The following is a 26,746-nucleotide window of genomic DNA, read 5'->3' as shown; positions in this document are numbered from 1 at the left end:
GCCGCGTTACGGGAGTGCCCCGAAGGGGCGCGGGGAACTGCGCGACCAGCCGCGACGGAGCCGCAGAGTGATGCAGACCTGCGCCCCTCCGCGCTCGTGCCGCTGGGGCGGGAGTCCATGAACTCCCGCCCCCGGCGATGTACTTGCCTCACTCCGTCCGCAAGCCGTCCGGCCGCATCATCCGCCACAGCGGTGGCAGGCTCAAAGCCGTCACGACCGCGACCAGGACCGCGCCCGCGCCCGCCAAGGGGATGAACACCAGCCAGTCCGTGACCTGCTTGTCGACCATGCGGCACATCACGGCGCCGAGCGCCAGGCCGCCGGCGACGGCGAGGCCGAGCCCGAGCGCCACGGGGATGGCGGTCTGCCACAGGACCGACCAGCCCATCGAGGTGCGGCGGGTGCCGAAGGCGGTCAGGGCCGCGAGCAGGCGCTTGCGCTCGCGGAGCTGCTCCAGCATCGACACCAGCATGGACGCGGCGATCAGCATCATCGTGGCGATGGCCCCGGCCTGGAGGCCCCGCTGGACGGACGCGTACTGCTTGTCGCGTTCCATCATCTCGATGGTCCCCACGCGCACCAGCGGATCCATGTGGGCCGCGGCGTTGCGCACGTATTCCTCGGCGTCCGGCACGCTCCGGTCGATCTGGACCATGGCGTTGGTCGAGGCGTCGACCATGCGGTCCACGTCGAGGGCGCGCGGAGTGGCGAAGATGCCGTAGTACTCGTCGCCCACCGGGTCGGGCCTGGCCTGCACGGTGCGTGTCGACTTCGGCAGCGTCCACGGGGCGTGCTTGCCGTGCGGCTTGCCGTCGTAGCTGAACCAGGAGTCGGAGTTGAGGTCGATCGGCTTGCCGGGGCGGGCCACCAGGTCGACCTGCGCGGTCATCTCGCGGTCCCCGGAGCGCACGATGAACGTGTCGCCGTTGGCGCAGGACTTGACGTGGGCCAGTTCGCGCAGCGTCTCGCAGGTGCCGACGCGCAGCTCCGTGGTGGGCCGGTAGCCGTCGGACTCCTGGCCCTTCGGCAGCTTCCCGGGCCTGACGACGTACGAGGAGACGCTGCCCATGACGTTCTCGACGCCCTTGGTGGCGCGGAAGCCGTCGATCATGCGCTGGGCGAGCGCGCCGCTGGCCTGCGACGAGCTGACGCTGAGCTGGGCGCGGCGCGGGTCGTTGTCCGTGACGGTGTTGAAGTCGTCGTGCATGGACGCGAAGAGCATCTGGAGGGCGACCGCGCCCGCCACCGCGACCGTGATGCCGCTGACCGCGCGGGCCGCGGTGCCGCTGCTCAGCTGGAGCCGGCGGGTGGCCAGCTGCCAGGGCACCGGCCCGCCGCGCAGCTTGGCCACGGCGGCCTCGACGAGCCAGGGCAGCAGCGTGGCGAGCCCCACGAGGGCGAGGGTCGCCCCGCAAGCGATGACGTAGACGTGCACGTCGGCCGTGGTGGACTGGGTCGAGATGCGGTCCTGGCCGAGCAGGATGCCGAGGCCGACGACCGGAAGGAGCAGCCGCCACCACAGGCGGCGCTTGCGCGGCGCCGAGCTGCGGACGACGCCCAGCGGCTCGATGGTCACGGCACGCAGCGACACCAGCGTGACGACCACCGCGGAGACGGGCACGGCCACGAGGATCAGCGCGGCGAGCCCGGGCAGCGGCACCATGTCGGAGGGGAAGGCGCTGACCTTCCAGATGTCGACCATGCCGACGAGCTGCCGCGCGAGCAGGAAGAACGCCCCGCCCGCGACGAGTCCGAGCAGCGCCCCGCACAGCGCCTCGCCCGCCGCGATCCGCCGCACCGCCCGCCGGTCCGCGCCGACCAGGCGCAGCGCGGCGAGCCGCTCGTCGCGCCGCTCGCCGCCGAAGCGGACCGCGGTGCCGATGAAGATGACCACCGGGGTCAGCAGCACGACGCAGATCAGCACGATGAGGACGACCAGGAGCGGGTCGAGCGGCTCCGCGGGCTCCTTGTAGCCGAAGGACGCCGTGCGGTAGGCGCCGTCGGCCTTGGTGAGGGAGTCGGAGCCGAGGTAGTAGTACAGCTCCTTGGGGTGCATCAGGCCCGCGTCGCCGATGGTGCCGACCTGGCGGTACTGGCTGAAGCGCTCCTTGAGGAGCTTGCCGCCGGAGCTGTCCATCAGGTCCCGCAGGGCGGGCGAGACGACCAGCTCGCCGGGCTTGGGCAGCTTGTCGAGGCCGGGCGGCAGGACCGGGTGGGCGCCGTCCGCGCGCAGCATGCGGCCGGTGATCTCGGAGTTGCGGAAGTCCGTGCCCACGTTGATGGACAGGACCGTGGTGTCGCCGGGCTCGACCCGCTTGCCGTTCATCTCGGCGAGCGGGGTGCGTGCCGTGGAGCGGGCGTCGCGCTTGTTCAGCATGTCCGGCACGGACGCGGCGCCCAGCAGGAGCGCCACGCCGAGGCCCACGCCGACGGCGGTGAGGATCGTGCGGGTCCAGCCCTGCCGGCCGCCGCCCACCGCGAAGCGCAGGCCGAGGGCCAGGTCGCGGAGCCAGGCGCGGGCGCCGGTGGGCCCGGGGTGCGGGACGGCGGGGGCGGGGGTCACGGCCGGCTCGGTCCGCGTCGTACTCATACGAGGCGCTCCATGTCGCGTGACTTGCCGTCGCGGACCACGATCTCGCGGTCGGAGTACGCCGCGACGCGGGTCTCGTGCGTGACCAGGACGACGGCGGCGTTGGTGGACCGGGCGGCGTCGGTGAGCAGCTCCATCACGCGCTCGCCGTTGAGCGAGTCGAGCGCGCCCGTGGGCTCGTCGGCGAAGATCACGCGCGGGCTCGTGGCGAGGGCGCGGGCGACGGCGACGCGCTGGCCCTGGCCGCCGGAGACCTCGCCGGGGCGCTTGCCGCGCACGTCGTCGACCTCCAGGCGCTCCATCCAGGACAGGGCGGTGCGCTCGGCGTCCTTGCGCTTCGCGCCGTTGAGCCGCAGCGGGAGGGCCACGTTCTCGACGCAGGTCAGCTCCGGCACGAGCTGCCCGAACTGGAAGACGAAGCCGAACTCGCTGCGCCGCAGCGCACTCAGGGCGTTGTCCGTCATCGATGTCAATGAGTGGCTCTTGTACGAGATTTCGCCCGCGTCGGGGCGCACGATCCCGGCCAGACAGTGCAGGAGCGTGGACTTCCCGGAGCCGGAGGGGCCCATGACGGCGACGACCTCGCCCGGGTGTATGGAGAACTCGGCGCCGTCGAGCGCGGTCGTGGGCCCGTAGGCCTTGCGCAGGCCGTGCGCGGTGAGCAGGGAACCGGCGGGGGTCATGCGGGGAGCACCTCCTTGGCGAGCCTGCCGAGGCGGGCACTTGTCAGTTCGAGCCACCGCAGGTCGGCTTCGAGGTGGAACAGGGCGTGGTCGCAGATCAGCTGGTCGGCGAGGTCGCCCTTGCGCTTGCGGTCGGTGAGGACGCGCATCATGCGCAGGTGCTCGGACCGCTGGGTGTCGAGGATGTCGGCGGCGTCCCGGTGCGTGAGCAGCGCGAGGACGACCTTGGTGTAGAGCGTCGACTGGAGGTACGGCTCGGGCTTCTCCGGCGTCGCGAGCCACCGCTGGACATCGGTGATGCCCGCCTCGGTGATGGCGTACCGCTTGCGCTCGGGGCCGTCGCCCGCCTCTATGCCGTCGACCTCGACGAGGCCGTTCTTCAGCAGGCGCGACATGGTCGAGTAGACCTGGCCGTAGTGCAGCGGCTTGTCGTGCCCGAACTTCTCGTCGAAGGCGCGTTTGAGGTCGTAGCCGTGGCGCGGGCCGGACTCCAGCAGACCGAGGAGAGTGTGACCGATGGACATGCGGAGCACTATACACACCACGTATACGTGGTGTGTATACGCCGAGTGTGTAGCAGGGACCGCGGTCGCCCGGGGCCGCGGGTGTGACCGCTCCGGCAGAAATGAGAGGCAACCGTACGCGCTTGCGAGGAGTCGATTCCGGTGGAGTGGCAAGGGTTCCCCTGGCATGGGTGCTCATTGTCACGTCCGGAAAAGACCGGATCGGGCGCCTTTTGTCCTTGGGTGCGGTGTTAGCTTCATGAGCTGACCTGACCCGTACGAGACGTACGAGAAGTACGCGAAGTGCGGGGCGCGCGAGCGGTACGAGACGGACCAGAGAAGAAGCGGAGCGACCACAGTCATGGGCCGAGCGGAAGAGCGAAAAGCGCGGCAGCGCGGTGCGCGCCGGGCAGCGCGCGGCCGCCCGTCCGGCGGCGCCCCGGCCACCGGCACGCCCGCCGAGGCCGGCACGAGCCCCTCCGAGAGCACACCGGAGGGCACCGGCGCCGGGACCGGCTCCGGCGGCCGCCCGGCGCGGCGCACCCGCAGCGGCAAGCCCAAGCGCACCGGCATCCGCCGCTTCTTCACCTGGAAGAAGCTCCTCGGCTATTTCTTCGGCTTCATCCTGCTCGGCATGCTCGGCTTCGTCGTGCTCTACCTGGTGGTGGACATCCCCAAGGGCAACGCCCTGGCGAAGAAGCAGAGCAACATCATCAAGTACAGCGACGGCACGGTCCTGTACCGCGACGGCGAGGTCAACCGCGAGATCGTCGACCTGGACAAGATCCCCAAGAAGGTGCAGCGCACCTTCGTCGCCGCCGAGAACAAGTCCTTCTACAAGGACACCGGCGTCGACTTCAAGGGCACCGCCCGCGGCGTGATCAACACGCTGTCCGGCAAGGGCAAGCAGGGCGGCTCGACGATCACCCAGCAGTACGTCAAGAACTACTACCTGTCGCAGGAACAGACCGTCACGCGCAAGCTCAAAGAGCTGGTCATCTCGCTGAAGGTGGACCGCGAGAAGAGCAAGGAAGACATCCTCGCGGGCTACATCAACACCAGCTACTACGGCCGCGGCGCCTACGGCATCCAGGCCGCGGCCCAGGCCTACTACGGCGTCGACGCCGCGAAGCTCGACGTCGCGCAGGGCGCCTACCTCGCCGCCCTGCTCCAGGCGCCCAGCTCCTACGACTGGGCCACCGCGACCCCCACCGCCAAGAAGCTCGTCAAGCAGCGCTGGAACTACGTCCTGGACAACATGGTCGAGGAGGGCTGGCTCGACTCCGGCGAGCGCGACGGGCTGAAGTTCGCCTACCCGGACCCGCCGAAGGCCGCGCCCGGCATGAAGGGGCAGACCGGCTACCTGGTCCAGTTCGCCAACGAGATCGTCCAGCGGCAGCTCACCGAGCAGGGCTACTCCAAGTCCGAGGCCGAGGCGCAGCTCAAGGCGGGCGGCTACACCATCACGCTGAACATCGACCGCAAGAAGCAGCGCGCGCTGGAGAAGGCCGTCGACCGCAAGCTCAACGAGCGCCTCGACCCGAAGAAGAGCAAGGCCGACGCGCGTGTGCAGGCCGGCGCGGTGTCCGTGGACCCGAAGACCGGCGCGGTCGTCGCGATGTACGGCGGCGACGACTACCTCAAGCACTTCAGGAACAACGCGACCCGCACCGACTACCAGCCCGCCTCCACCTTCAAGCCGCTGATACTCGCCGCCGCCCTGGAGGAGGGCGCCACCACCCAGGACGGCGATCCCATCACGGCGAACACGATCTACAGCGGCCGCAGCGAGCGCCCCGTCAAGGGCAGCGACATCGCCTTCGCGCCGCCGAACGAGGACGACCGCTCCTACGGCCCCGTCACCGTGCAGACCGCGATGAACAAGTCCATCAACTCCGTCTTCGCGCAGATGGGCGTGGACGTGAAGATGGACAAGGTCCTGGAGGTCGCGGGCAAGCTCGGCATGAGCACCAAGGGCATCCCCGCGGTGCCCGCGCAGACGCTCGGCACCATGGGCGCGAGCCCCCTGGAGATGGCCGGGGTGTACGCGACGCTCGACAACCACGGCAAGCAGGTCACCCCGCGCCTGGTGAAGTCCGTCCAGCACAAGGACCGCACGGTCGACCTGCCGGACGCGATCGGCGACCAGGTCATCAGCCGGGGCGCGGCCGACTCGGTGACGTCGGTGCTCACCGGCGTGGTCGACGACGGCACCGCCCGCACGTCCGTGCGCGACGCGCCCACCCGCAAGGGCCAGCAGGTCGCGGGCAAGACCGGCACGTCCGACGACAACAAGTCGGCCTGGTTCGTGGGCTACACGCCGAATCTGGTCACCTCGGTCGGCCTGTTCGGCGAGCAGCCCAAGGACGACGGCAAGGTCAAGCGGGGCACCCAGGTGCCCATGCGGGGCGCGGGCGGCAAGCCCCGCGTCGACGGCGGCAGCTTCCCGGCCGAGATATGGGCCGCGTACACCTTCGACGCGACCGGCTCGCGCACCAAGTTCAAGCTGAAGACCGACATGGGCGCCGCCGTCGCGCCGCCGCCCGACCCGACCACGCAGGCCCCGTCGACCCCGACGACGAGGCCCACCGAGACGGACGAGGACAAGGACAAGCCGAGCACCAAGCCGCCGTCGACGAAGCCGCCGTCGACGAAGCCCCCGTCGACGAAGCCGCCGACGACTCCGACGTCGCCCACGCACCCGTCGACGAAGCCGCCGACGACCCCGCCGACGACTCCGACGTCGCCCACCTTCGGGATCCCGGACGACCCGGACGACCGGCGGGCCGACAGATCGTCGCGCTCGGACGAGTAGCGGCGGACACGGAAGGTGCCCGGAACCACACGGTTCCGGGCACCTTCCGCGTGGGCGCGGCTCAGGTCTGGTTCAGCTCGAACCAGACCACCTTCCCCGTGCTCAGGCGGGTGGCGCCCCAGCGTCGCGCCAGCCTGTTGACCAGGTAGAGGCCACGGCCGCCCTCGTCCGTGGCACGCGCCTGGCGCAGCCGGGGCAGCTGCGGCACGTCGTCGCCGACCTCGCAGCGCAGGACGTCGGTCCGCAGCAGACGCAGCGTGATCGGGCGCGTGGCGTACCGCACGGCGTTCGTGACGACCTCGCTGACGAGCAGCTCGACCGCGTCGTTCAGGTCCGTGAGGCCCCAGCGCTCCAGGGCGCTGCGGGCGAGCCGGCGGGCGCGCGACGGGGTGGCGTCCTCCGGTTCCAGGAACCAGTACGCCACGTCGCTGGGCGCGATCCCGTCGAAGCGGGCGGCGAGCAGTGCGATGTCGTCGTCGCGGTCGCCGGGCCCGAGCATGTCGAGCACCTCGTCGCAGAGCGCCTCCAGGGGCGGCGGATGGTCGGGCCCGGTGAGCTGGGCGGTCGCGGCGAGCCGCTCGCGCAGCTGCTCTATGCCCGTCCACACGTCGCGCAGGCGGGACTCCACGAGCCCGTCCGTGTACAGGAGCAGCGTCGCGCCCGCCGGGGCGTCCAGCTCGACGGCCTCGAAGTCCACGCCGCCCACGCCGATGGGCGCGCCCGGGGGCACGCGCAGGACCTCCGCGCGCCCGCCCAGGTGCAGCAGGACCGGCGGCGGGTGGCCCGCGTTGGCGATGGTGATGCGGTGCGAGACCGGGTCGTACACCGCGTACAGGCAGGTCGCCATGCGGTCCGAGCCGAGCCGCTGGGCTTGCTCGTCCAGGTGGTGCAGGACCTCCTGCGGCGGCAGGTCGAGCCCGGCGAGGGTCTGCGCGGTGGTGCGCAGCTGGCCCATGATCGCTGCGGACGTCATGGAGTGCCCCATGACGTCGCCGACGACGAGCGCCACACGGCTGCCGGGCAGCGGGATCGCGTCGTACCAGTCGCCGCCGACGCGGGCGGTCTCGGCGGCCGGGAGGTAGCGCGAGGCGAGCCGCACGCCGGTGGCGCGCGGCAGGGTCTCGGGCAGCATCGTGCGCTGCAACTCGTCCGCGATGTACGCCTCGCGGCCGTACAGGACGGCCTTGTCGATGCCCAGGGCGCTGTGCGTGGCCAGCTGGGCGGCCACGAGCAGGTCGTCGGGCTCGAAGGCGTGCCGGTCGGGGCGGCGCAGGAACACCGCGGCGCCGATGACCCGCCGCCGCCCCCGCAGCGGCGCCAGGATCGCCCGCTGCCCGGCCGGGACCGTGCGGCCCTCGCCGAGCAGCTCGGGCAGCGCGCCGAGCGCCATCGCGGAGTCGGCGAACACCGGGCGCACCCCGCACAGCACGTGGTCGAGGGCGCTGTTGGGGCGGACCTCGCACAGCTCGGCGGCGGTCGCCAGGTCGGACTGCACCTGGAGCGCTGGCAGCGTGCCGCCGTCGGTGTCCAGGTCCTCAGGGATGCGGTCGGTGCGGCGCAGGCGCAGCAGCAGCGGCCCGGCGGGGCGCTCGTCGCCCACCGGCAGCGGGTCGCGCAGATAGACGAGGATCGCGTCCGAGAACGTGGGAACCGTGGCCCGGCACAGGCCCATCACGATCTCGTCGAGGTCGATGCCGCGGGCGATGCGCCGCGTCGCCGCGCCCACGAAGCGCAGCCGGTCGCCGTCGCGCCGCATCGCGGCCGGGCCCGGCGGGCGCGGCTGCCCCGAGCGGCGCTCGGTGCCCCCGGGCGGGCCGGGGGCCGCGGCGGGCGCCAGGTCGGTGGCGGGGCGGGACTCGCCGACGCCGGCGTGGGCCTGGCCGGGAACGGCCTCCGGAGCGGGGCGCGGCCGGTGGCCGCCGGGCCCGTTCGTGGCCGCCGTCGACGACTGGGCGTGCTCGCTGCCCGCGTCCTGCTCACCCGTACGCGCCTGCGCGGGCATGGCGTTCACCCCCGCGGCGCCGCGCACCTCCGGCTCCGGGGTACGCAGCAGCGCCCCGCGGGGGTCCGCGGGGGCGGGGGGCCGGGCAACTGGTGCCTTGCGGCCCTCGTAGGGGCTGAGGTGCTCCGTCACGCGTTTTGAATCCGTCCGTCCGGGGCTGCGCGCCGCGCGCGCCGTCCAAGCGTTGCTCAGCCGCGTCGGCAGTGCAGGAATAACTGGTGCTCAGGTGGTGCGTCGGTGCTCGCCGGGGCGTACGCGTACGACTCCTCGTGGGCGATGTCGAGACCGGCGTCCCGCACGACCTGCCGCAGTTCGTCCCGCAGGTAACCGGATACCCGGATTACGTGCCCCAGGAACGGAATCGCCGCGTCGTCCAGGTCGGCCTCGACCATCGACAGCGCGAGCAGACCACCGGGCCGGAGCAGCGACCGCAGCAGCCGAAGAGCAGACGGTATCTCCTCCCGGGGCAGCATCAACAGCGCGAAGAAACAGGCAATCCCGTCGAACTGCCCCACAGCGCCCGGCCCTTCGCCGTCGACCCGCAGGTCAGCGAGGTCGAGGCGGCGGAACTCGGCCGCGGGAGACGGTACATTCCCGCGCGCGAGGTCCAGCATTCCGGCTGACAGGTCGACACCGAGCACGGTGTGCCCCGCGTCGGTGAGCTGACGGGCCGTGGGCAGACCGGTGCCGCAGCCCACGTCCAAGACGCGCGACCCGGCAGGCAGTTCGCCGGCGAGCCGCTCGCCGGCCGCGAGCTGGCCCTCCTTGTGCGGGAACGCGACGTCGTACGCCGCGCCGATGGCGTCGAACGCCGCGGCCTGGCCCGTGCGGTCGCGGACGCCACGTGCTCCGTATTCCTCGCTCACGTTCAGCCGCTCCTCGATGACATCCTGTCAGGCCGCGCGGGGGCATTAAGAGTTGCTGTGGTGCGCCCTTGCGGAGGACGATCCTACGTTTGAACCACGGGGACGCATCAAGGGTCTCACGACGAGACATGCGCGGGCGTGCGGTCCCAGTCACCCGGCAGGGCGGGAACGCGCCAGGCCGGGTCAGGGCGCCAGTGCTCCCAGCCGTCGGTGAAGGGGGTGCCCCACGCCTCGATCGCCGCCACCGCATCGCGGCCCGCCCGGCGGACCGCCGCCGCCCGCCCGTCGTCCATCAGGCCGGCGCGCCGGGCCTGCTCGAACTCGTCCTCGTCGTGCCACCGCCAGGTGCCGTCCGGGCGCACGGAGAGGTCGAGGAAGTGGTCCTCGGAGTCGACGCCGCCGGACCAGCGGACGCGCGGCTCCTCCAGGTTCACGTACCAGTTCTTGAACCGCCAGCCCGGCTCCCAGAACAGCCACACCGACCAGGGCTCGTCCGGCCGGGCCAGCTTCAGGACGCCGGTGCCGAACCAGTGGTCGCGGCGGGTGGTGCGCGGCTTCGTGTACCGGGTGGCCAGCGGCTCCTCGTGGACGGCGGTGCCGTCGGCGAGCACCGGCCGCACGCACTCCGTGCCCGGCGCGAGCCAGACGGCCAGCAGGTCCTCGCTGTCCTCCACGACGGTGACGGGGCGGCAGATGTGGATCCCGTCACCGCCGTTGGCGCGGTAGCGCCACAGGATGGGTGTGCCGGGGGTCCAGCGCGGGCCCCCCGCCGGTGCCGTGGTTCCGTCGTGGTCGTCTGTCATGAACAGATACTAGGACCCGCCCCGTGGACCCCGCCGGGGCGGAGGGCCGGTGCCTACGGGTGGGTCATGCGCAGGACGTCCAGGGCCTCGCCCAACTGCTCGAGGGTCAGCTCGCCCCGGTCGACGTAGCCGGACTCCAGGACGACCTCCCGGATCGTCTTGCGCTCCGCGAGTGCCTTCTTCGCCACCTTCGCCGCCTCCTCGTACCCGATGTACTTGTTGAGCGGGGTGACGACGGACGGCGAGGACTCGGCGTACTCGCGCGCCCGCTCCCGGTGCGCGACCACCCCGTCGACCGTCCGGTCGGCGAGCAGCCGCGAGGCGTTGGCGAGCAGCCGCACCGATTCGAGCACGTTCTTCGCGATGACCGGCAGCATCACGTTCAGCTCGAAGTTGCCCGCGGCCCCGGCGACGGCCACGGTCGCGTCGTTCCCCGTCACCTGCGCGGCGACCATCAGGACGGCCTCGGGGATCACGGGGTTGACCTTGCCGGGCATGATCGAGGAACCGGGCTGGAGGTCGGGCAGGCTGATCTCGGCGAGCCCGGTGCGTGGCCCGGACGCCATCCACCGCAGATCGTTCGCGATCTTCGTGAGGCCGACGGCGATGGTGCGCAGCTGCCCGCTGGTCTCGACGATGCCGTCGCGCGCGCCCTGGGCCTCGAAGTGGTCGCGGGCCTCGGTGAGCGGCAGGCCGGTCGCCCGCGCGACCTCGGCGATGACGGCGGCCGAGAAGCCGGGCGGGGTGTTGATGCCGGTGCCCACGGCGGTGCCGCCGAGGGGCAGTTCGGCCAGGCGCGGCAGGGAGGCCCGCAGCCGCTCCACGCCGTAGCGCACCTGGGCCGCGTACCCGCCGAACTCCTGCCCGAGGGTGACGGGCGTGGCGTCCATCAGATGTGTACGCCCGGACTTGACGACGTCGGCGAACTCCGCGGCCTTGCGCTCCAGGGCGGCGGCCAGGTGCTCCAGGGCCGGGATCAGGTCGCCGGTGACGGCCGCGGTGGCGGCGATGTGGATGGAGGAGGGGAAGACGTCGTTGGACGACTGCGAGGCGTTGACGTGGTCGTTCGGGTGTACGTCACGGCCGAGCCGCTCGGTGGCGAGCGTGGCGAGGACCTCGTTGGTGTTCATGTTGGACGAGGTGCCGGAGCCGGTCTGGAAGACGTCGACGGGGAAGTGGTCGTCCCAGCGCCCTTCGGCGACCTCGCGGGCCGCGTCCGCGATGGCGTCGGCGATGTCCTGGTCGAGCACGCCGAGCCGCGCGTTGACCTTCGCCGCCCCCGCCTTGATCTCGGCGAGCGCGGCGATGTGCGCGCGCTCGATGCGCTGTCCGGAGATCGGGAAGTTCTCCACGGCGCGCTGGGTCTGGGCACGCCACTTGGCGTCCGCGGGGACCCGCACCTCGCCCATGGAGTCGTGCTCGATCCGGTACTCGCCGCTGCCGTCGTTGCCTGCGCCGCCGCTCATGGTCCGACTGTCCTTCCGTTCCCTCTTGCCCGCAACTGCCCCGGTGGAGGGGCAACTGCCTCAGAAAGTTGAGCCCTTGTCGTGTTCGGAGTATTCCCAAGACTCTTACCCACCAGTAAAAACCCTGGGTAACACCACACCGGGGAGGCGCAATGAAGCGCACGACACGCGTCAGAGAAGGCGGCGCGGGCCGCCTGCGAGCCGGGGCCACCGCCGCTGTGTCCCTCACGGCACTCGCGGCCCTGCTCGGCGGCGCGGTGGCGGCCGCACCCGCCCACGCCGCACCGGCCGGACCGAAGGGCCCGGCCACGACCGCCGTCCCGCTGCCGCAGGACCTGGAGAAGATCCGCGCGGCCGAGGCGACCAAGCTCTACGGAGACGCCGCCGAGCGCCCGCTCGCCGAGCGCAAGACCGGCCTGATCTCGCTGGGGGACAGCGAGATCAGCGGCGAGGGCATCGGCCGCTACGAGCCCGGCACGGACGGCCCGGACAACTGGTGCCACCGCTCGCCGGACGCCGCCATCCACCGCACGGGCATCCCCGCCGACGTGACGTACAACGTCGCCTGCTCGGGGGCGACGACCGCGAACGTCCGCATCGGGGGCCAGAAGCAGTACGCCGACGAGCTGGTGCAGAGCGACAACCTCGCCATCAAGGCCCGCAACACCAGGATCAAGGCGATCATGCTGGTCATCGGCGCCAACGACGACCTCCAGTTCGCGCCCGTCATGACCGACTGCGTGACCCGCTACCTCACCCTCCAGGGCCCGTGCGCGCCCAAGTACGCGGGCGGCTGGCAGGCCCGTGTCGACGCGCTCGTGCCCAAGGTCGAGCAGACGGTCCGCGACCTGCGCACCGTCATGAGCCAGGCGGGGTACTCCGGCAGCGACTACAAGCTGGTCGTCATGGGGTACCCCAGCCCGATCGGCCCCGACTTCCGCGACAACCCGAACTTCCCGGGCAAGCTGGCCTGCGGCGGCCTCGGCTACGACTCCGACACCCAGTGGGGCCGCAACGAGGCCGTGCCCGCCTTCGAGCGCGGCATGCGGCAGGCCGCGCGGAGCGCCGGGGCCACCTACCTCGACAACTCCCGCCTCTTCCACGGCCACGAGGTCTGCACGGAGGACACCTGGGCGCGGGGCCTGTACGTCGAGCTGTCCAACCCCTTCCCGCCGGACTCCAACTCGGTGCGCCAGTCCTTCCACCCCAACGCCCGCGGCCACGCCGCCTTCGCCTCCTGCCTGACCCAGCTGTACGCGTCCGGCTGGGACGAGGGCGGCTGCGCCGACCCGGCGAGCACCGGCGGCGCCAAGCTCCACAAGGGCGGCTGGGACGACGTGTTCAAGCCCCTGAGGAACGAGGCCACCGGCACCTGCCTCGACGCCGACGCCTCCAGCAGCCGCAACGGCACCAAGGTCCAGGGGTGGGACTGCACCGGCAACCGCAACCAGACCTGGTGGTACGACTCCGAGCAGCAGGCCCTGCGCACCGGACTGACGCACGACCGCTGCGTGGACGTGCCCGAGGGCGCCTACAAGGAGGGCACCGCCGTCACCCTCTGGAACTGCCACGGCGGCGCCAACCAGGCCTTCGTACGCCAGTCGGGCACCCTGCGCCCCGCCGGGGCGACCGGACTCTGCCTGACCCTGGCGGGCGCGAAGGAGCCGCTGAGGCTCCAGAAGTGCACAGGGGCTGCGAGCCAGCGGTTCGCGTAACACCTGCGGGTCCCTGGGGGCTGGGCGCGCCCACGCGGCGGAGCCGCATATCGACACAGGCCCGCGCCCCTTCGGGGCGCCCCTACGCCAGGCCCGGCCCCCGTACCGGAATGCTCGTGAACGTCGGCTCGGGGGCCGGGTTCTGGAAGAAGTCGTTGCCCTTGTCGTCGACGACGACGAACGCGGGGAAATCCTCGACCTCGATCTTCCAGACGGCCTCCATGCCGAGTTCCTCGTACTCGACGACCTCGACCTTCTTGATGCAGTCCTGTGCGAGGCGCGCCGCGGGGCCGCCGATCGAGCCCAGGTAGAAGCCGCCGTGCGCGGCGCAGGCGTCGGTGACCTGCTGCGAGCGGTTGCCCTTGGCCAGCATGACCTTAGAGCCGCCCGCCGCCTGGAACTGCTCGACGTAGGAATCCATGCGCCCGGCCGTGGTCGGCCCGAAGGAGCCGGAGGCGTAGCCCTCGGGGGTCTTCGCCGGGCCCGCGTAGTACACCGGGTGGTCCTTCAGGTACTGGGGCATCTCCTCGCCCGCGTCGAGCCGCTCCTTGATCTTGGCGTGCGCGATGTCGCGGGCCACGACCAGCGGGCCGGTCAGCGAGAGCCGGGTCTTGACCGGGTACTTGGTCAGCTCGGCGAGGATCCGGTCCATGGGCTGGTTGAGGTCGATCTTCACGACCTCGCCCTCGTCCAGGTGCGCGTCCTCGGTCTCCGGCAGGAAGCGCGCCGGGTCCGTCTCCAGCTGCTCCAGGAAGACGCCCTCGGCGGTGATCTTCGCGACGGCCTGGCGGTCGGCCGAGCAGGACACGGCGATGGCGACCGGGCAGGAGGCGCCGTGCCGGGGCAGGCGCACCACGCGCACGTCGTGGCAGAAGTACTTGCCGCCGAACTGCGCGCCGATGCCGATCTTCTGGGTCAGCTCGAAGACCTTCTCCTCCAGGTCCTTGTCCCGGAAGCCGTTGCCGAGCGCGGAGCCCTCGTCGGGCAGCTCGTCCAGGTAGTGCGCGGAGGCGTACTTGGCGGTCTTCAGCGCGTACTCGGCGCTCGTGCCGCCGACCACGATCGCCAGGTGGTACGGCGGGCAGGCCGCCGTGCCGAGCGAACGGATCTTCTCCTCCAGGAACTTCATCATCGAGGCCTCGTTGAGGACGGCCTTCGTCTCCTGGTAGAGGAACGACTTGTTGGCGGAGCCGCCGCCCTTCGCCATGAACAGGAACTTGTACGCGCCGCCGTCGGTCGCGTACAGCTCGATCTGCGCGGGCAGGTTGGAGCCGGTGTTCTTCTCCTCCCACATGGTGAGCGGAGCCATCTGCGAGTAGCGCAGGTTCAGGTTCTTGTACGCGTCGTAGATGCCGCGGCTCAGCGCCTGCTCGTCGCCGCCCTCGGTCAGCACGTTCTGCCCGCGCTTGCCCATGACGATGGCGGTGCCGGTGTCCTGGCACATGGGCAGCACGCCCGCGGCCGCGATGTTCGCGTTCTTCAGCAGGTCGAGGGCGACGAACTTGTCGTTGGCCGAGGCCTCCGGGTCGTCGATGATGCGGCGCAGCTGGGCCAGGTGCGCGGGCCGCAGGAAGTGCTGGATGTCGTGGACGGCCTCCTCGGCGAGCTTGCGCAGCGCCTCCGGCTCGACCTTGAGGAAGGTGCGCCCGTCGGCCTCGAAGGTGGAGACACCCTCGGCGGTCACCAGCCGGTACGGGGTGGTGTCCTCTCCCAGAGGGAGCAGATCGGAGTACGCAAACTCTGGCATGACGCCCAATTCCTCACTTGGCAGACAGCACGCGCTCGCCTCCATTGGCGGCACCCGACCAGCGTAGAACGGGCGGGGCGCGAGGTGCCGGTGAGGTAAGGCTCACTTGGGCGCGGGCCGCCACGCGCCCGGGCCGGCTACGCGGTGCGGATGCGGCCCATCGAGGGGTAGTCGCGATCTATCGCGTTTGGGTAGGCTGGCGCCGTGGACCTAGAGAAGCGCTCCCAGACACCTCCCCCCGAGGCGCGGCCGGACCTCAGGGCCTCGGACGCCGACCGCGAGCGGGCCGCGGACGTCCTCGCGGACGCGCTCGCCACGGGTCGCCTCGACCCGCAGGAGCACGGCGAGCGGCTCGACGGCGTCTATGGATCGAAGACGCTCGCCGAGATCGCGCCCTATCTGGCCGACCTGCCCGACCCCGAGGCCCACGGCGGGACCTCGCTCGCGAAGGCCCCGACGCGCCCCTCGCCCGGCGCGATCCCCGAGAGCGCCGACGACACGCTGTACGGCGTCTTCAGCGACGCGACCCGCAAGGGCCGCTGGCGCCCCGGCCGCCGCACGCACGCGTACGCCGTCTTCGGGGACGTGCTCATAGACCTCAGCGAGGCGGTCTTCGAGCACCGCCAGATCGTCGTCAAGGGCTTCTCCGTCTTCGGCGACGTGAAGGTCCGCGTCCCGGAGAACGTGTCGCTGCGCGGCCGCGGCACCGCCGTCTTCGGCCGCTTCGAAGTGGACACCCTCGAAGCCGCGGAGCGTGACGCCCCGGTGGTCTTCGTGGAGGGCTTCGCCGTCTTCGGCGACCTCACGGCCCGACCCCGGCACGGCAAGCTCATCCGCGACCTGCGTGGCCTGCTGCGCAAGCGCCTGGAGGGCTGAGCGGGCCGCCGCGTCCCCGGCGCACCCCGCGGCTCCCCGGTGGCGGCACGTTTCGGCCAGGCGAACTCGGTATCAGGAACCGGAACTTCCGTGCACCGGGACTCAGTGCATAGGCCCGCACACAGCGGGTAGAGCTTCGTGCATCGTCTCTCGCTCGCGAAGCCGTCGTCAGGAGTAGACCGTGCTGCAACCGACGCATCAGTCCCTGCAGGTCGCCGTCCCGGCTGAAGGGGCCTCCCCTGCACGAGCGCAGCCGAGTGCGTGGGGAAGGGTGCCAGTGCGGGAGCGGGACCAGGACAACCCATGGCACTCCGACGCCGTCTGCCGCCGCGACGAGGCCGGACTGTTCTTCGCCCCCTCCAAGGAGCCCACCGCCGCGCGCCTCTCCCGCGAGGAAGCCGCGAAGCGGGTCTGCGCGCGCTGTCCCGTCATGGTCGAGTGCCGCGAGCACGCCCTGCTCCAGCCCGAGCCGTACGGCGTGTGGGGCGGTCTGACCGCCGCCGAGCGCCGCGTGGTCCTCGCCCGGCGCCGCCGGCGCGACCTGGAGCTGAAGAAGGCGGCCCGCACGGCCGGCGCGGTAGCGGCCGCGGGCTAGTGCCCTCACGCCGGCCCCGGCCGACCCCTCGGCCACGTACGACGACGGGGGCGCTCCCCGCACGGAGCGCCCCCGTCGTCGGTCGGTCTCCGCGCTACTTCGCCCGCTCGAAGTCGATCGCGCTGTAGGCGCGCAGCTTCGCCAGGCGGTGATCGGAGTCGATCTTCCGGATCGTGCCGGACTTGGAGCGCATGACGAGGGACGAGGTCGAGGCCATCTCGGCGCCGTAGCGCACGCCGCGGAGCAGCTCGCCGTCCGTGATGCCGGTGGCGACGAAGAACACGTTCTCGCCGCTGACCAGGTCGTTCGTGGTGAGCGTGCGGTCCAGGTCATGGCCCGCGTCGAGCGCGCGCTGCTTCTCCTCGGCGTCCTTGGGCCACAGCTTGCCCTGGATGACACCGCCCAGGCACTTGATGGCGCAGGCGCTGATGATGCCCTCCGGCGTGCCGCCGACGCCCATCAGGAGGTCGACGCCGGTGCCCTCGCGCACGGCCATGACCGAACCGGCCACGTCACCGTCCGAGATGAACTTGATGCGCGCGCCGGTCTCGCGGATCTCCTTGACGATGCCCTCGTGCCGGGGCCGGTCCAGGATGACGACCGTGACGTCCTCGGGGGCGGACTTCTTGGCCTTGGCGACGCGGCGGATGTTCACCGACACCGGGGCGTTGATGTCCACGTAGTCGGCGGCCTCGGGGCCGGTGACCAGCTTGTCCATGTAGAAGACGGCGGACGGGTCGAACATGGTGCCGCGGTCGGCGGCGGCGAGGACCGCGATCGCGTTCGGCATGCCCTTGGCGGTGAGCGTGGTGCCGTCGATCGGGTCGACGGCGATGTCGACCTCGGCGCCGGTGCCGTCGCCGATGCGCTCGCCGTTGAAGAGCATCGGCGCCTCGTCCTTCTCGCCCTCGCCGATGACGACGACGCCGTTCATCGAGACGGTGTGGACGAGGGTCCGCATGGCGCGCACGGCCGCGCCGTCCGCCCCGTTCTTGTCGCCGCGGCCGACCCAGCGGCCCGCGGCCATGGCGGCGGCCTCGGTGACCCGGACCAGCTCCAGGGCGAGGTTGCGGTCGGGGGCCTCCGGGGAGACCTCCAATTCGGACGGCAGGTGGTGATGCTCGGTCATCGAGACGCACCTTTCTGATACGACGACGGCCGGATGAGGGTGATGCCCCCGACTCTATCCGCAGGTCGACAAACTGAGCAGAGGGCCCCACGCATGAGCGGACCGGCGGCAGGGGAGGGGGCGCGTGAGAGGCCTGCCGGGGACCTGCGACGATAAGGGGCGTGGCAGGCAGAACTGGCAAGCAGACCGTGCGGAACATGCTGCTCTCGATGGCCGTCATCGGCATCGTCGTGGCAGCTGCCTATGTCTTCATCCCGCACGACGGGTCCAAGGACCCGGTCAAGCGGGTCGACTACCGCGTCGAACTCCTGACGGCCCGGCGGGCGGCGCCGTACCCCGTGGCGGCCCCCAAGGGCCTGCCCGCGTCCTGGAAGCCCACCTCCGTCCGGTACGACGGCGCGGCCCACGACAAGTGGCACCTGGGCTTCCTCGACCCGGCCGGTGAATACGTGGCCGTCAAGCAGTCCACCGGCAAGCCGTCCGAGTTCATCGACGAGGCCACGCGGCAGGCCCGCAGGACGGACGCGACGGAGAAGATCGCGGGCAAGACCTGGCAGCGCTACAAGGGCACGCGATACGACGCCCTCGTGCTCCAGGACAAGGGCGCCACGACGGTGGTCCTCGGCACGGCCCCCTTCCACCAGCTGACGGCGATGGCGGAGTCCCTGGAGATGAAGCGGACCCCGGTGGAGCCGGTGAAGGCGGGCTGACCCGCCCGGCTCGGCTCGTTACGCCAAGAGGCCCCCCGGCGGATGCCGGGGGGCCTCTTGGCGTGCGGTGCGGGTCTCCCCGCCGCGGGCGTCGCTCAGACGGTCGTGATGACCTGGTCGTACTCAAGGCGCGGGGAGCGCGGGAACCAGGCGTCGTCGCCCGGCTTGCCGATGTTGACGACCATCAGCGGGGTGTGGTCGTCGTCCAGGAACTCCTTCTGCACGCCGGCCGGGTCGAACCCGGTCATCGGGCCCGCGGCGAGGCCGGCGGCGCGGATGCCCACGATGAAGTACGCGGCCTGGAGCGCGCCGTTCAGGCCGGCGGCCTGCTCGCGCACCGGGCGCTGCGAGAAGAAGGCGTCCTTCACGCCGGGGGCGTGCGGGAACAGCTGCGGCAGCTCCTCGTGGAACTCGTTGTCCGCCGACAGGATCGCGACGAGCGGGGCCGTCAGGGTCTTCGGGCGGTTGCCCTCCGCCATGTGCTGCACCAGCCGCTCACGGGCCTCCGGCGTACGCACCAGGGTCACGCGCAGCGGCGACTGGTTGAACGCGGTGGGGCCGTACTTGACCAGGTCGTAGACGGCCTGGATCTGCTCGTCGGAGACCGGCTCGTCGGTGAAGGTGTTGGCGGTGCGGGCCTCGCGGAAGAGCAGGTCCTGGGCGGCGGGGTCAAGAACGAGGGACATCTGTTTCAGCCTTCTCAATCTCAGAACGTCGTCGTACGGCGGGCCGTACGTCAGAGGTGGGGACGTGGGGATGACCTTACTCCGGTGAGGTTCAATCTTCAACTAAAGCGGGGGTGGGGTGAGCTACGCAACATCAGGGGGTGAGCCGGGGGCGGGCCCTTGGGGGGCAGGCCCCGGTGAGGCCCGGTGCGGCCCGGTGCGGGCCGGAGCGGGCCCGGGGGCCTGCCCCGGGGCTCAGTCCTCTTCGCCGTCCTCGCCGTCGGCCAGCGCCGCGTCAAGGCGGGCCCGGGCGCCCTCCAGCCAGCGGCGGCACACCGCCGCCAGCTCCTCGCCCCGCTCCCACAGGGCCAGGGACTCCTCGAGCGAGGTGCCTCCGGCCTCCAGGCGGCGCACCACCTCGATCAGCTCGTCCCGCGCCTGCTCGTAGCCGAGCGCGCCCGCCGTCCCGGTGGTTTCGTCCGTCTTGCTGGTCATGCGCCCACCCTAGATGTCGACCCGTACGGGGAAATCGCCCTCGGCGACCCGCGCGCGCAGCTCCTCGCCGCCCGTCACCTCGTCCGCCGCTCGGACGACCGCGCCGTCCTGCTTCTGCAACACCGCGTACCCCCGCTGGAGCGTGGCCTTGGGGGAGAGCGCCACCACGCGCGCGTGCGTGTGGGCCAGCTCCGATTCCGCGCGGTCGAGGAGGTGCCCGAGTGTGCGCCGGGCCCGGTCCACGTACGCCGTGACCTGCTCCTCGCGCTCCTCGACCATGCGGTGCGGCCGCTCCATGCACGGCCGGGCCAGGGCGTGCGCCAGGCCCCGCTCCTCGCGCTCCAGGAACGCCGCCACGCTGCGCCGCGCCCGCTCCCGCAGGAAGGCGACCCGCTCCAGCTCCTCGCCGACGTCCGGTACGACCTTCTTCGCGGCGTCGGTCGGCGTCGAGGCGCGCAGGTCCGCCACGTGGTCCAGGAGGGGGTTGTCCGGCTCGTGGCCGATCGCCGACACCACCGGCGTACGGCAGGCGGAGACCGTCCGCACCAGCTGCTCGTCCGAGAACGGCAGGAGGTCCTCCACGCTGCCGCCGCCGCGCGCCACGATGATCACGTCGACCTCGGGCAGCTCGTCCAGCTCCTTGACGGCCTGCACCACCTGGGGCACCGCGTGCACGCCCTGCACCGCCACGTTGCGCACCTCGAAGCGGACGGCGGGCCAGCGGTGGCGGGCGTTCTCCAGGACGTCGCGCTCGGCGGCCGAGGCGCGGCCGCAGACCAGGCCGATCAGCTGCGGCAGGAACGGCAGCGGCCGCTTCCGGTCGGCCGCGAACAGGCCCTCGCCTGCGAGCGTCTTCTTCAGTTGCTCCAGGCGGGCGAGTAGCTCACCGACCCCGACCGGCCTTATCTCCGCCGCCCGCAGGGACAGCTGGCCCCGCGGCGCGTACCACTCCGGCTTGGCGTGGACGACGACGCGGGCGCCCTCCGACACGACGTCCGCGACCGCGTCGAACACCTGGCGGTAGCAGGTGACGCTCACCGAGATGTCGTGCGACGGATCGCGCAGCGTCATGAACACCACGCCCGCGCCCGGGCGCCGGGACAGCTGCGTGATCTGCCCCTCGACCCACACGGCGCCGAGGCGGTCGATCCAGCCGCCGATGAGGCGCGAGACCTCGCCTACGGGGAGGGGGGTGTCGGCGGACGTGTTGAGACCCATGACGCCCGAGAGTAGCCGCCCCGGCTGACAGCGCCGCCGCTCCGCGGCGGCCGGGGTTCTCCGCCGCTCCGCGGCGGGGTCTCCCACCCGCCCGCCCGTGTCTCCCCTGCTTTGCCGGCGCGGGTCGTATCCCCGCCGCTCCGCGGCGTACTCGCCCACCCGCCCGCCCGCATCTCCCCTGCTTTGCCTGCGCGGGTCGTATCCCCGCCGCTCCGCGGCGTTACCCCACGTCCGGCGCGCCCCTCCGTACGCCCTGCACCGCCAGCACCACCAACCCCACCGCCAACCAGATCGCGCCCACCACCTGGGCGGAGCCCGACGCCTCCGTGATGACCGCGACGACGATCGCCGCGCCGAGTACGGGCATCAGGACGTGCCGCCACCAGCTCACCGGGCCGCCCTGCCTGCGGATCGCGAACCAGCCCACCACGCTCGCGTGCAGCAGGGCGAAGGCCGTCAGGGCGCCGATGTCGACGACCGAGACCAGGTGGTTCATGCCGTCGCCGCGGCGCGCGGCCCACACGGCCGCGACCAGCGTCACGGTCGCCGCGCACAGCAGGGCCACGCGCGGCGTGCCGGACTCCGTACGGGACAGCAGCCGGGGCAGGCGCCGCCCCCGGCTCATCGCGAAGAGCAGCCGGCCCGCCGCGGCCTGCCCGGCGAGCGCCGCGAACGCCGCGCCGACCGCCTTGCTCACCGCCACCAGGTCGTGCAGCCAGGAGCCGACGGAGGCGTCCACGGCGGAGTAGAACGCGGAGCCCTGGCTGTCGGGGTTCGCGGCCAGGTCGGCGGAGGACATCGGGGTCAGGAGCGCCACCAGGTACGTCTGCGCCACGAACAGGACGCCCGTCAGGGCCAGGCAGAACAGGACCGCCCGCGCCACCTTCGCCGAGCCCCCGGTGACCTCCTCCGCGAACGAGGCGATCGCGTCGAAGCCCAGGTAGGACAGGACCGCCACGGACACCGCGCCCACCACCGCGGAGAGCGCGAACGCCCCCTGCGTACCGTCGCCCGACAGGGGGGAGAGCCAGCCCCGCTCCGCCCCGTCGCGCGCGAGGACCACGATCGCGGACACCCCGAACACCACCAGGACCACGATCTCCATGGCGAGGACCGCGAAGCCGACCCGCGCGGCGGGACGTACGCCCCACAGGTTCAGGGCGGTCGTCACGGCCACCGCGATCGCCGTCCACACCCACCGGGACACCTCCGGCACCAGCTCGTGCATGGCGATCCCGGAGAAGAGGTAGGCGACGGCCGGGATCAGCAGGTAGTCCAGCATCGCCATCCAGCCCGCGATGAAGCCGGCGCCGTTGCCGAGGCCCACGCGCGCGTAGGCGAAGACCGAGCCCGCCTGGGGCACGACGCGCACCATCTGGGCGTAGCTGAAAGCGGTGAACGCCATGGCGATCGTCGCCACGACGTACACCAGTGCCACCGCGCCGTGCGACTTGGCGTCAAGCGTCCCGAAGACGCCGACGGGCGCCATCGGGGCGATGAAGAGGAGCCCGTAGACGACGAGGTCGCGGAAGCCGAGGCTGCGCCGCAGCCCCTCGCCCTCCGTCGCGGTCGCGGCGGACCCCTGGCCCCCGTCGGACGGCGGGTGCGCATTCGTGCTGTGGGCGGACATCGTGCCTCCGGGTGCCTGACGCTGATCGCACACTTGGCTCCCAGTCTCCCCACACAGGCGATCTTTGACCTCTCGTATGCGGCCTTACGATGGGCTGTATGACTGCAACGCCTGGCTCCCGCCGTGTCCTGCTCGCCGCTCCCCGTGGCTACTGCGCGGGTGTGGACCGTGCCGTGATCGCCGTCGAGAAGGCCCTGGAGCAGTACGGGGCCCCGATCTATGTCCGCCACGAGATCGTCCACAACAAGTACGTCGTGCAGACCCTGGAGAAGAAGGGCGCGATCTTCGTCGACCAGGTGGAGGAGGTGCCGGAGGGGTCCATCGTGATGTTCTCCGCGCACGGCGTCGCCCCGACCGTGCACGAGGAGGCCGCCGAGCGGAAGCTCGCCACGATCGACGCGACCTGCCCGCTGGTCACCAAGGTCCACAAGGAAGCGGTCCGGTTCGCCAAGGAGGACTTCGACATCCTCCTGATCGGCCACGAGGGGCACGAGGAAGTCATCGGCACCTCCGGCGAGGCCCCCGACCACATCACGCTGGTCGACGGCCCGGACGACGTCGCGAACGTCGAGGTCCGCGACCCGGACCGGGTCGTCTGGCTCTCCCAGACCACGCTCTCCGTCGACGAGACGATGGAGACGGTCGGCGCCCTGAAGAGCAAGTTCCCGAACCTGCTCTCGCCGCCGAGTGACGACATCTGCTACGCCACGCAGAACCGCCAGACCGCGGTCAAGAAGCTCGCCGAGGACGCCGACCTGGTCATCGTCGTCGGCTCCAAGAACTCCTCGAACTCGATCCGCATGGTCGAGGTCGCCCTGGAGGCCGGCGTGCCCGCCTCCTACCTGGTGGACAACGCGGGCGAGATCGACGAGGCCTGGCTGGAGGGCGTGACCACGGTCGGCCTCACCTCGGGCGCGTCCGTCCCGGACGTCCTGGTGGACGGCGTCATCGAGTGGCTGGCCGAGCGCGGGTACGCGGACGTGGAGACGGTGAAGACGGCCGACGAGTCGATCACGTTCTCGCTGCCCAAGGAGCTGCGCCGGGACCTGCGTACGGAGGCCGCGGAGCTGTCCGGGAAGAAGTAGACCACCGCGTCGGCGCCGGTCCGGCGTCGTACGGTGGGGCCATGCAGATCTTCGGTGTGGACATCGGCGGATCCGGGATCAAGGGCGCTCCCGTGGACCTGGACCGCGGGGACCTGGCGGACGAGCGGCACAAGGTGCTCACGCCGCATCCGGCCACGCCCGAGGGCGTGGTCGAGCGCGTGTGCGAGGTCGTCGAGCACTTCGGCTGGTCGGGCCCGGTCGGCGCCACCTTCCCCGGTGTCATCACGGACGGCACGGCCCGCACGGCGGCCAACGTCGACAAGAGCTGGATCGGCACGGACATCCGCGGTCTGATCTCCGAGCGGCTCGGCGGGGCCCCGGTCACCGTCCTGAACGACGCGGACGCGGCGGGCGTCGCCGAGATGCACTTCGGCGCGGGCGCCGGCCGCACCGGCACGGTCATCATGCTCACCCTCGGCACGGGCATCGGCAGCGCCGTCTTCACCGGCGGCCACCTCGTGCCGAACACGGAACTCGGCCATCTGGAGCTGCACGGCCACGACGCGGAGAAGCGCGCCTCGTCCAAGGCCCGCGAGGACGAGGACCTCACCTGGGAGCACTGGGCGCACCGCGTGCAGAAGTACCTGACGCACGTGGAGATGCTGTTCTCGCCCGAGGTGTTCATCATCGGCGGCGGCGTCAGCCGCAAGGCCCACAAGTTCCTGCCCCTGATCAAGGGCGTCCGGGCCGAGCTGATCCCGGCGAAGTTGCAGAACAACGCCGGGATCGTGGGGGCCGCGATGGCCGCGAAGGCCACCGCGGGGGACTAGGGCGGAGCCGGGGCCCCGCGTCCGCGGGGGCCCTCGTCGCGCCGCGCGCTCGTCCTCAGACGCCGGATGGGCTGATTCTGTCCCGCTCGGCGGCTTGTGGGGCACGGCCGCCCGGGCGCGGCGGACGCTGCTGCTTGCGCTGCGCGCGCCGGCGCCCCATCAGGCGCAGCTTGCGCACGGTCACGATCACCCCGGCGACCAGCGTGCCGCCGTACAGCCAGCCCGCGTGCAGGGCCAGCGAGGTGAGCAGGCCCATGACGTGGCCGCCGAAGCCGCCCGTGCCCTCGGCGATGGGCAGCACCCCGGCGGCGAAGGCGATCGGCACGGCGACGGGTGCCGTGACCAGGTCGGCGGGCCGCACCCAGAGCGCCGTGAGCGCGCTGACCGGCAGGAACAGCACTCCGTACGCGACCATCGAGCCGCCGAAGAGCAGCCGCAGCAGGCACGCGAGCAGGAGCATGACGACGGCCGCGAACAGGCCGCTACCGAGCCCGGTCAGGCGCGGGTTCGGCATGCGGCGCAGCTTGCGGTACAGCGGCATCCGGTTCAGGGCGCGGTACACCGGGGTTCTGCGCAGGAGGCGGGTGACCGGGGACGAGGGGCCGGGCGGCCGGGAGGCGGCCCGGTAGACCGCCGCCGACTCCGTGGGGCTGCCCTGCCCTGGCAGGGGCGCGGCGGGGCGCGGCCTGGCGCGCGGGGGACGGGTCCTAGGTTGCTCCACCGCACCAACCTAGGTCGGGCCGGGGGCGGAACCGGGACTGGGACACGCGTTTTGGCCGAGCTTGGTCCCGCGTTCGACGCGGAGGCGGTACGCGGGCGGGGCGCGGGGCGCGGCACACCGTAGACTGGTGGATCGTGCCCCAGGCAGTGCGGGGCCGGTGAGGGACCACCGCGGGCCCGGATGTGCGCCGCGCGCCCCCGGACGCCGGGGACGGCGAGTGCGGCGGCCGGTCCGCCCACGCGGCCCTCACACAGCCCCAGCCAAGACCCCACTCCTCACGTACGGGAAGTCGCAACGTGTCGCTCACGATCGGAATCGTCGGTCTGCCCAACGTCGGCAAGTCGACCCTGTTCAACGCCCTGACCAAGAACGACGTCCTTGCGGCCAACTACCCGTTCGCGACGATCGAGCCGAACGTGGGCGTGGTCGGCGTCCCGGACACCCGCCTGGACAAGCTCGCCGAGATCTTCGGCTCCCAGAAGGTCCTCCCGGCGACCGTCGACTTCGTGGACATCGCGGGCATCGTGCGCGGCGCCAGCGAGGGCGAGGGCCTGGGCAACAAGTTCCTGGCGAACATCCGCGAGTCCGACGCGATCTGCCAGGTCATCCGCGCCTTCGCGGACGAGAACGTCGTCCACGTCGACGGCAAGGTCTCGCCCAAGGACGACATCGAGACGATCAACACCGAGCTGATCCTCGCCGACCTCCAGACCATCGAGAAGGTCCTGCCGCGCCTCCAGAAGGAGTCGCGCATCAAGAAGGACATCGCCCCGAAGGTGGCGGCGGTCGAGGCGGCGAAGGAGATCCTGGAGAAGGGCGACACCCTCTTCTCCGCGGGCATCGTCCAGGGCTCGGGCAACGAGGAACTGCTCCACGACCTGCACCTCCTCACCACCAAGCCCTTCCTCTACGTCTTCAACGTGGACGAGGACGAGCTGACCGACGACGACTTCAAGGCCGAGCAGCGCGCCCTGGTCGCCCCCGCCGAGGCGATCTTCCTCAACGCCAAGCTGGAGGCCGACCTCGCCGAGCTGGACGAGGACGACGCCCTGGAGCTGCTCCAGTCCGTCGGCGCCGAGGAGCCCGGCCTCGCCACCCTCGCCCGCGTCGGCTTCGACACCCTGGGCCTCCAGACCTACCTGACGGCAGGCCCCAAGGAGTCCCGCGCCTGGACCATCAAGAAGGGCGCGACGGCCCCCGAGGCGGCCGGTGTCATCCACACCGACTTCCAGAAGGGCTTCATCAAGGCCGAGGTCATCTCCTTCGCCGACCTGGTCGAAACGGGCTCGGTCGCCGACGCCCGCGCCGCGGGCAAGGCGCGCATGGAGGGCAAGGACTATGTGATGCAGGACGGGGACGTGGTGGAGTTCCGCTTCAACGTTTAATTGAATTTTAATTAAATTTCCATCTGCAGAGTTGCAGATCAAGAGGGGCCCCTCAGTCCGAGACGGGCCCCTCTGGCGGCTCAAAGCACGCAGGTCTGGCGCTCGAGACGGGTGCGCCAATCTGTCCCTGCACGGGCGGCGGGGGCGAGGCAGTGGATCTTGTCGTGAACGGTTTATTTGCCAGATCAGATCGCTTAGTTGGGCATAGGCTAAGAGGTCTTGTCACAGGTAGGGGCCGGATGCGGCCTGGTCAAGG

The 26,746-nt window shown here is 71.7% G+C and carries 22 protein-coding genes; 8 read left to right on the top strand and 14 right to left on the bottom strand.

The window, feature by feature from the left end:
• Positions 1-148: 148 nt before the first annotated feature.
• From AC07GB_RS28710 to AC07GB_RS28700, 3 genes are read right to left on the bottom strand one after another with little or no spacing between them, the layout of a single operon-like run.
• Positions 149-2,590 (bottom strand): FtsX-like permease family protein, encoded by a 2,442-nt coding sequence (locus AC07GB_RS28710; protein ID WP_478850411.1) that lies wholly within the window; start codon positions 2,588-2,590, stop codon positions 149-151.
• Positions 2,587-3,273, bottom strand: coding sequence for an ABC transporter ATP-binding protein (locus AC07GB_RS28705; protein ID WP_478850409.1), 687 nt, complete (start codon positions 3,271-3,273; stop codon positions 2,587-2,589). The genes AC07GB_RS28710 and AC07GB_RS28705 overlap by 4 nt, the downstream gene beginning before the upstream one ends.
• Positions 3,270-3,797 (bottom strand): PadR family transcriptional regulator, encoded by a 528-nt coding sequence (locus tag AC07GB_RS28700; RefSeq protein ID WP_478850407.1) that lies wholly within the window; start codon positions 3,795-3,797, stop codon positions 3,270-3,272. Before AC07GB_RS28700 ends, AC07GB_RS28705 begins: the two co-directional genes overlap by 4 nt.
• Before the next feature lie 340 nt (positions 3,798-4,137).
• Between AC07GB_RS28700 and AC07GB_RS28695 the strand changes: the two genes are divergently transcribed.
• A complete protein-coding gene (locus AC07GB_RS28695; RefSeq protein WP_478850405.1) occupies positions 4,138-6,591 on the top strand; it encodes a transglycosylase domain-containing protein in 2,454 nt (817 codons plus the stop codon).
• A 61-nt stretch (positions 6,592-6,652) separates the two neighbouring features.
• On the opposite strand, the gene AC07GB_RS28690 is transcribed toward AC07GB_RS28695, so the two are convergent.
• From AC07GB_RS28690 to AC07GB_RS28675, 4 genes are all read right to left on the bottom strand, one after another.
• A complete protein-coding gene (locus AC07GB_RS28690; protein ID WP_478850514.1) occupies positions 6,653-8,593 on the bottom strand; it encodes an ATP-binding SpoIIE family protein phosphatase in 1,941 nt (646 codons plus the stop codon).
• A gap of 188 nt (positions 8,594-8,781) precedes the next feature.
• Entirely contained in the window at positions 8,782-9,459 is a 678-nt protein-coding gene (locus AC07GB_RS28685) for a class I SAM-dependent methyltransferase (protein ID WP_478850403.1), read from the bottom strand.
• 116 nt (positions 9,460-9,575) lie between these two features.
• Complete coding sequence (gene fomD, locus AC07GB_RS28680) at positions 9,576-10,262, bottom strand: cytidylyl-2-hydroxypropylphosphonate hydrolase (RefSeq protein WP_478850401.1); 687 nt, start codon at positions 10,260-10,262, stop codon at positions 9,576-9,578.
• Between the two features lie 53 nt (positions 10,263-10,315).
• Positions 10,316-11,728: a class II fumarate hydratase gene (locus AC07GB_RS28675; protein WP_478850399.1), complete on the bottom strand. Its 1,413-nt coding sequence runs from the start codon at positions 11,726-11,728 to the stop codon at positions 10,316-10,318.
• A gap of 152 nt (positions 11,729-11,880) precedes the next feature.
• Between AC07GB_RS28675 and AC07GB_RS28670 the strand changes: the two genes are divergently transcribed.
• Positions 11,881-13,443, top strand: a complete 1,563-nt coding sequence (locus AC07GB_RS28670) for a ricin-type beta-trefoil lectin domain protein (RefSeq protein WP_478850397.1) — start codon at positions 11,881-11,883, stop codon at positions 13,441-13,443.
• Positions 13,444-13,525: 82 nt separating this feature from the next.
• Here AC07GB_RS28670 and AC07GB_RS28665 read toward each other — a convergent pair whose 3' ends face one another.
• Positions 13,526-15,190 (bottom strand): fumarate hydratase, encoded by a 1,665-nt coding sequence (locus AC07GB_RS28665; protein ID WP_478850395.1) that lies wholly within the window; start codon positions 15,188-15,190, stop codon positions 13,526-13,528.
• A 204-nt stretch (positions 15,191-15,394) separates the two neighbouring features.
• On the opposite strand from AC07GB_RS28665, the gene AC07GB_RS28660 reads away from it, so the two are divergent.
• Complete coding sequence (locus AC07GB_RS28660; protein WP_478850393.1) at positions 15,395-16,066, top strand: DUF1707 SHOCT-like domain-containing protein; 672 nt, start codon at positions 15,395-15,397, stop codon at positions 16,064-16,066.
• A 181-nt stretch (positions 16,067-16,247) separates the two neighbouring features.
• Positions 16,248-16,661 carry a WhiB family transcriptional regulator gene (locus tag AC07GB_RS28655; RefSeq protein ID WP_478850391.1) on the top strand — a complete coding sequence of 138 codons (414 nt, stop codon included), beginning with the start codon at positions 16,248-16,250 and terminating at the stop codon, positions 16,659-16,661.
• Between the two features lie 94 nt (positions 16,662-16,755).
• Here AC07GB_RS28655 and glpX read toward each other — a convergent pair whose 3' ends face one another.
• Complete coding sequence (glpX, locus tag AC07GB_RS28650; protein ID WP_478850389.1) at positions 16,756-17,790, bottom strand: class II fructose-bisphosphatase; 1,035 nt, start codon at positions 17,788-17,790, stop codon at positions 16,756-16,758.
• 161 nt (positions 17,791-17,951) lie between these two features.
• Here glpX and AC07GB_RS28645 point away from each other — a divergent pair, with 161 nt between their 5' ends.
• Positions 17,952-18,500: a DUF4245 domain-containing protein gene (locus AC07GB_RS28645; protein WP_478850387.1), complete on the top strand. Its 549-nt coding sequence runs from the start codon at positions 17,952-17,954 to the stop codon at positions 18,498-18,500.
• Positions 18,501-18,595: 95 nt separating this feature from the next.
• On the opposite strand, the gene AC07GB_RS28640 is transcribed toward AC07GB_RS28645, so the two are convergent.
• The 4 genes from AC07GB_RS28640 to AC07GB_RS28625 all read right to left on the bottom strand — a co-directional run bounded on the left by AC07GB_RS28640 (position 18,596) and on the right by AC07GB_RS28625 (position 22,508).
• Complete coding sequence (locus tag AC07GB_RS28640; protein WP_478850385.1) at positions 18,596-19,186, bottom strand: malonic semialdehyde reductase; 591 nt, start codon at positions 19,184-19,186, stop codon at positions 18,596-18,598.
• Between the two features lie 234 nt (positions 19,187-19,420).
• Complete coding sequence (locus AC07GB_RS28635) at positions 19,421-19,660, bottom strand: exodeoxyribonuclease VII small subunit (protein WP_478850383.1); 240 nt, start codon at positions 19,658-19,660, stop codon at positions 19,421-19,423.
• Between the two features lie 9 nt (positions 19,661-19,669).
• Positions 19,670-20,878, bottom strand: coding sequence for an exodeoxyribonuclease VII large subunit (gene xseA, locus AC07GB_RS28630; RefSeq protein WP_478850381.1), 1,209 nt, complete (start codon positions 20,876-20,878; stop codon positions 19,670-19,672).
• 220 nt (positions 20,879-21,098) lie between these two features.
• Positions 21,099-22,508, bottom strand: a complete 1,410-nt coding sequence (locus tag AC07GB_RS28625) for an APC family permease (RefSeq protein WP_478850379.1) — start codon at positions 22,506-22,508, stop codon at positions 21,099-21,101.
• A gap of 89 nt (positions 22,509-22,597) precedes the next feature.
• On the opposite strand from AC07GB_RS28625, the gene AC07GB_RS28620 reads away from it, so the two are divergent.
• A complete protein-coding gene (locus AC07GB_RS28620; protein ID WP_478850377.1) occupies positions 22,598-23,593 on the top strand; it encodes a 4-hydroxy-3-methylbut-2-enyl diphosphate reductase in 996 nt (331 codons plus the stop codon).
• A gap of 41 nt (positions 23,594-23,634) precedes the next feature.
• A complete protein-coding gene (gene ppgK, locus AC07GB_RS28615) occupies positions 23,635-24,384 on the top strand; it encodes a polyphosphate--glucose phosphotransferase (RefSeq protein ID WP_478850375.1) in 750 nt (249 codons plus the stop codon).
• 55 nt (positions 24,385-24,439) lie between these two features.
• Here ppgK and AC07GB_RS28610 read toward each other — a convergent pair whose 3' ends face one another.
• Positions 24,440-25,105, bottom strand: a complete 666-nt coding sequence (locus AC07GB_RS28610) for a DUF6542 domain-containing protein (protein WP_478850373.1) — start codon at positions 25,103-25,105, stop codon at positions 24,440-24,442.
• 296 nt (positions 25,106-25,401) lie between these two features.
• On the opposite strand from AC07GB_RS28610, the gene ychF reads away from it, so the two are divergent.
• Complete coding sequence (gene ychF / locus AC07GB_RS28605) at positions 25,402-26,490, top strand: redox-regulated ATPase YchF (RefSeq protein ID WP_478850371.1); 1,089 nt, start codon at positions 25,402-25,404, stop codon at positions 26,488-26,490.
• The last annotated feature ends 256 nt before the right edge of the window (positions 26,491-26,746 follow it).

This window comes from Streptomyces sp. NPDC045778, assembly GCF_056431945.1.
This window is presented reverse-complemented; position numbering and strand designations above follow the sequence as displayed.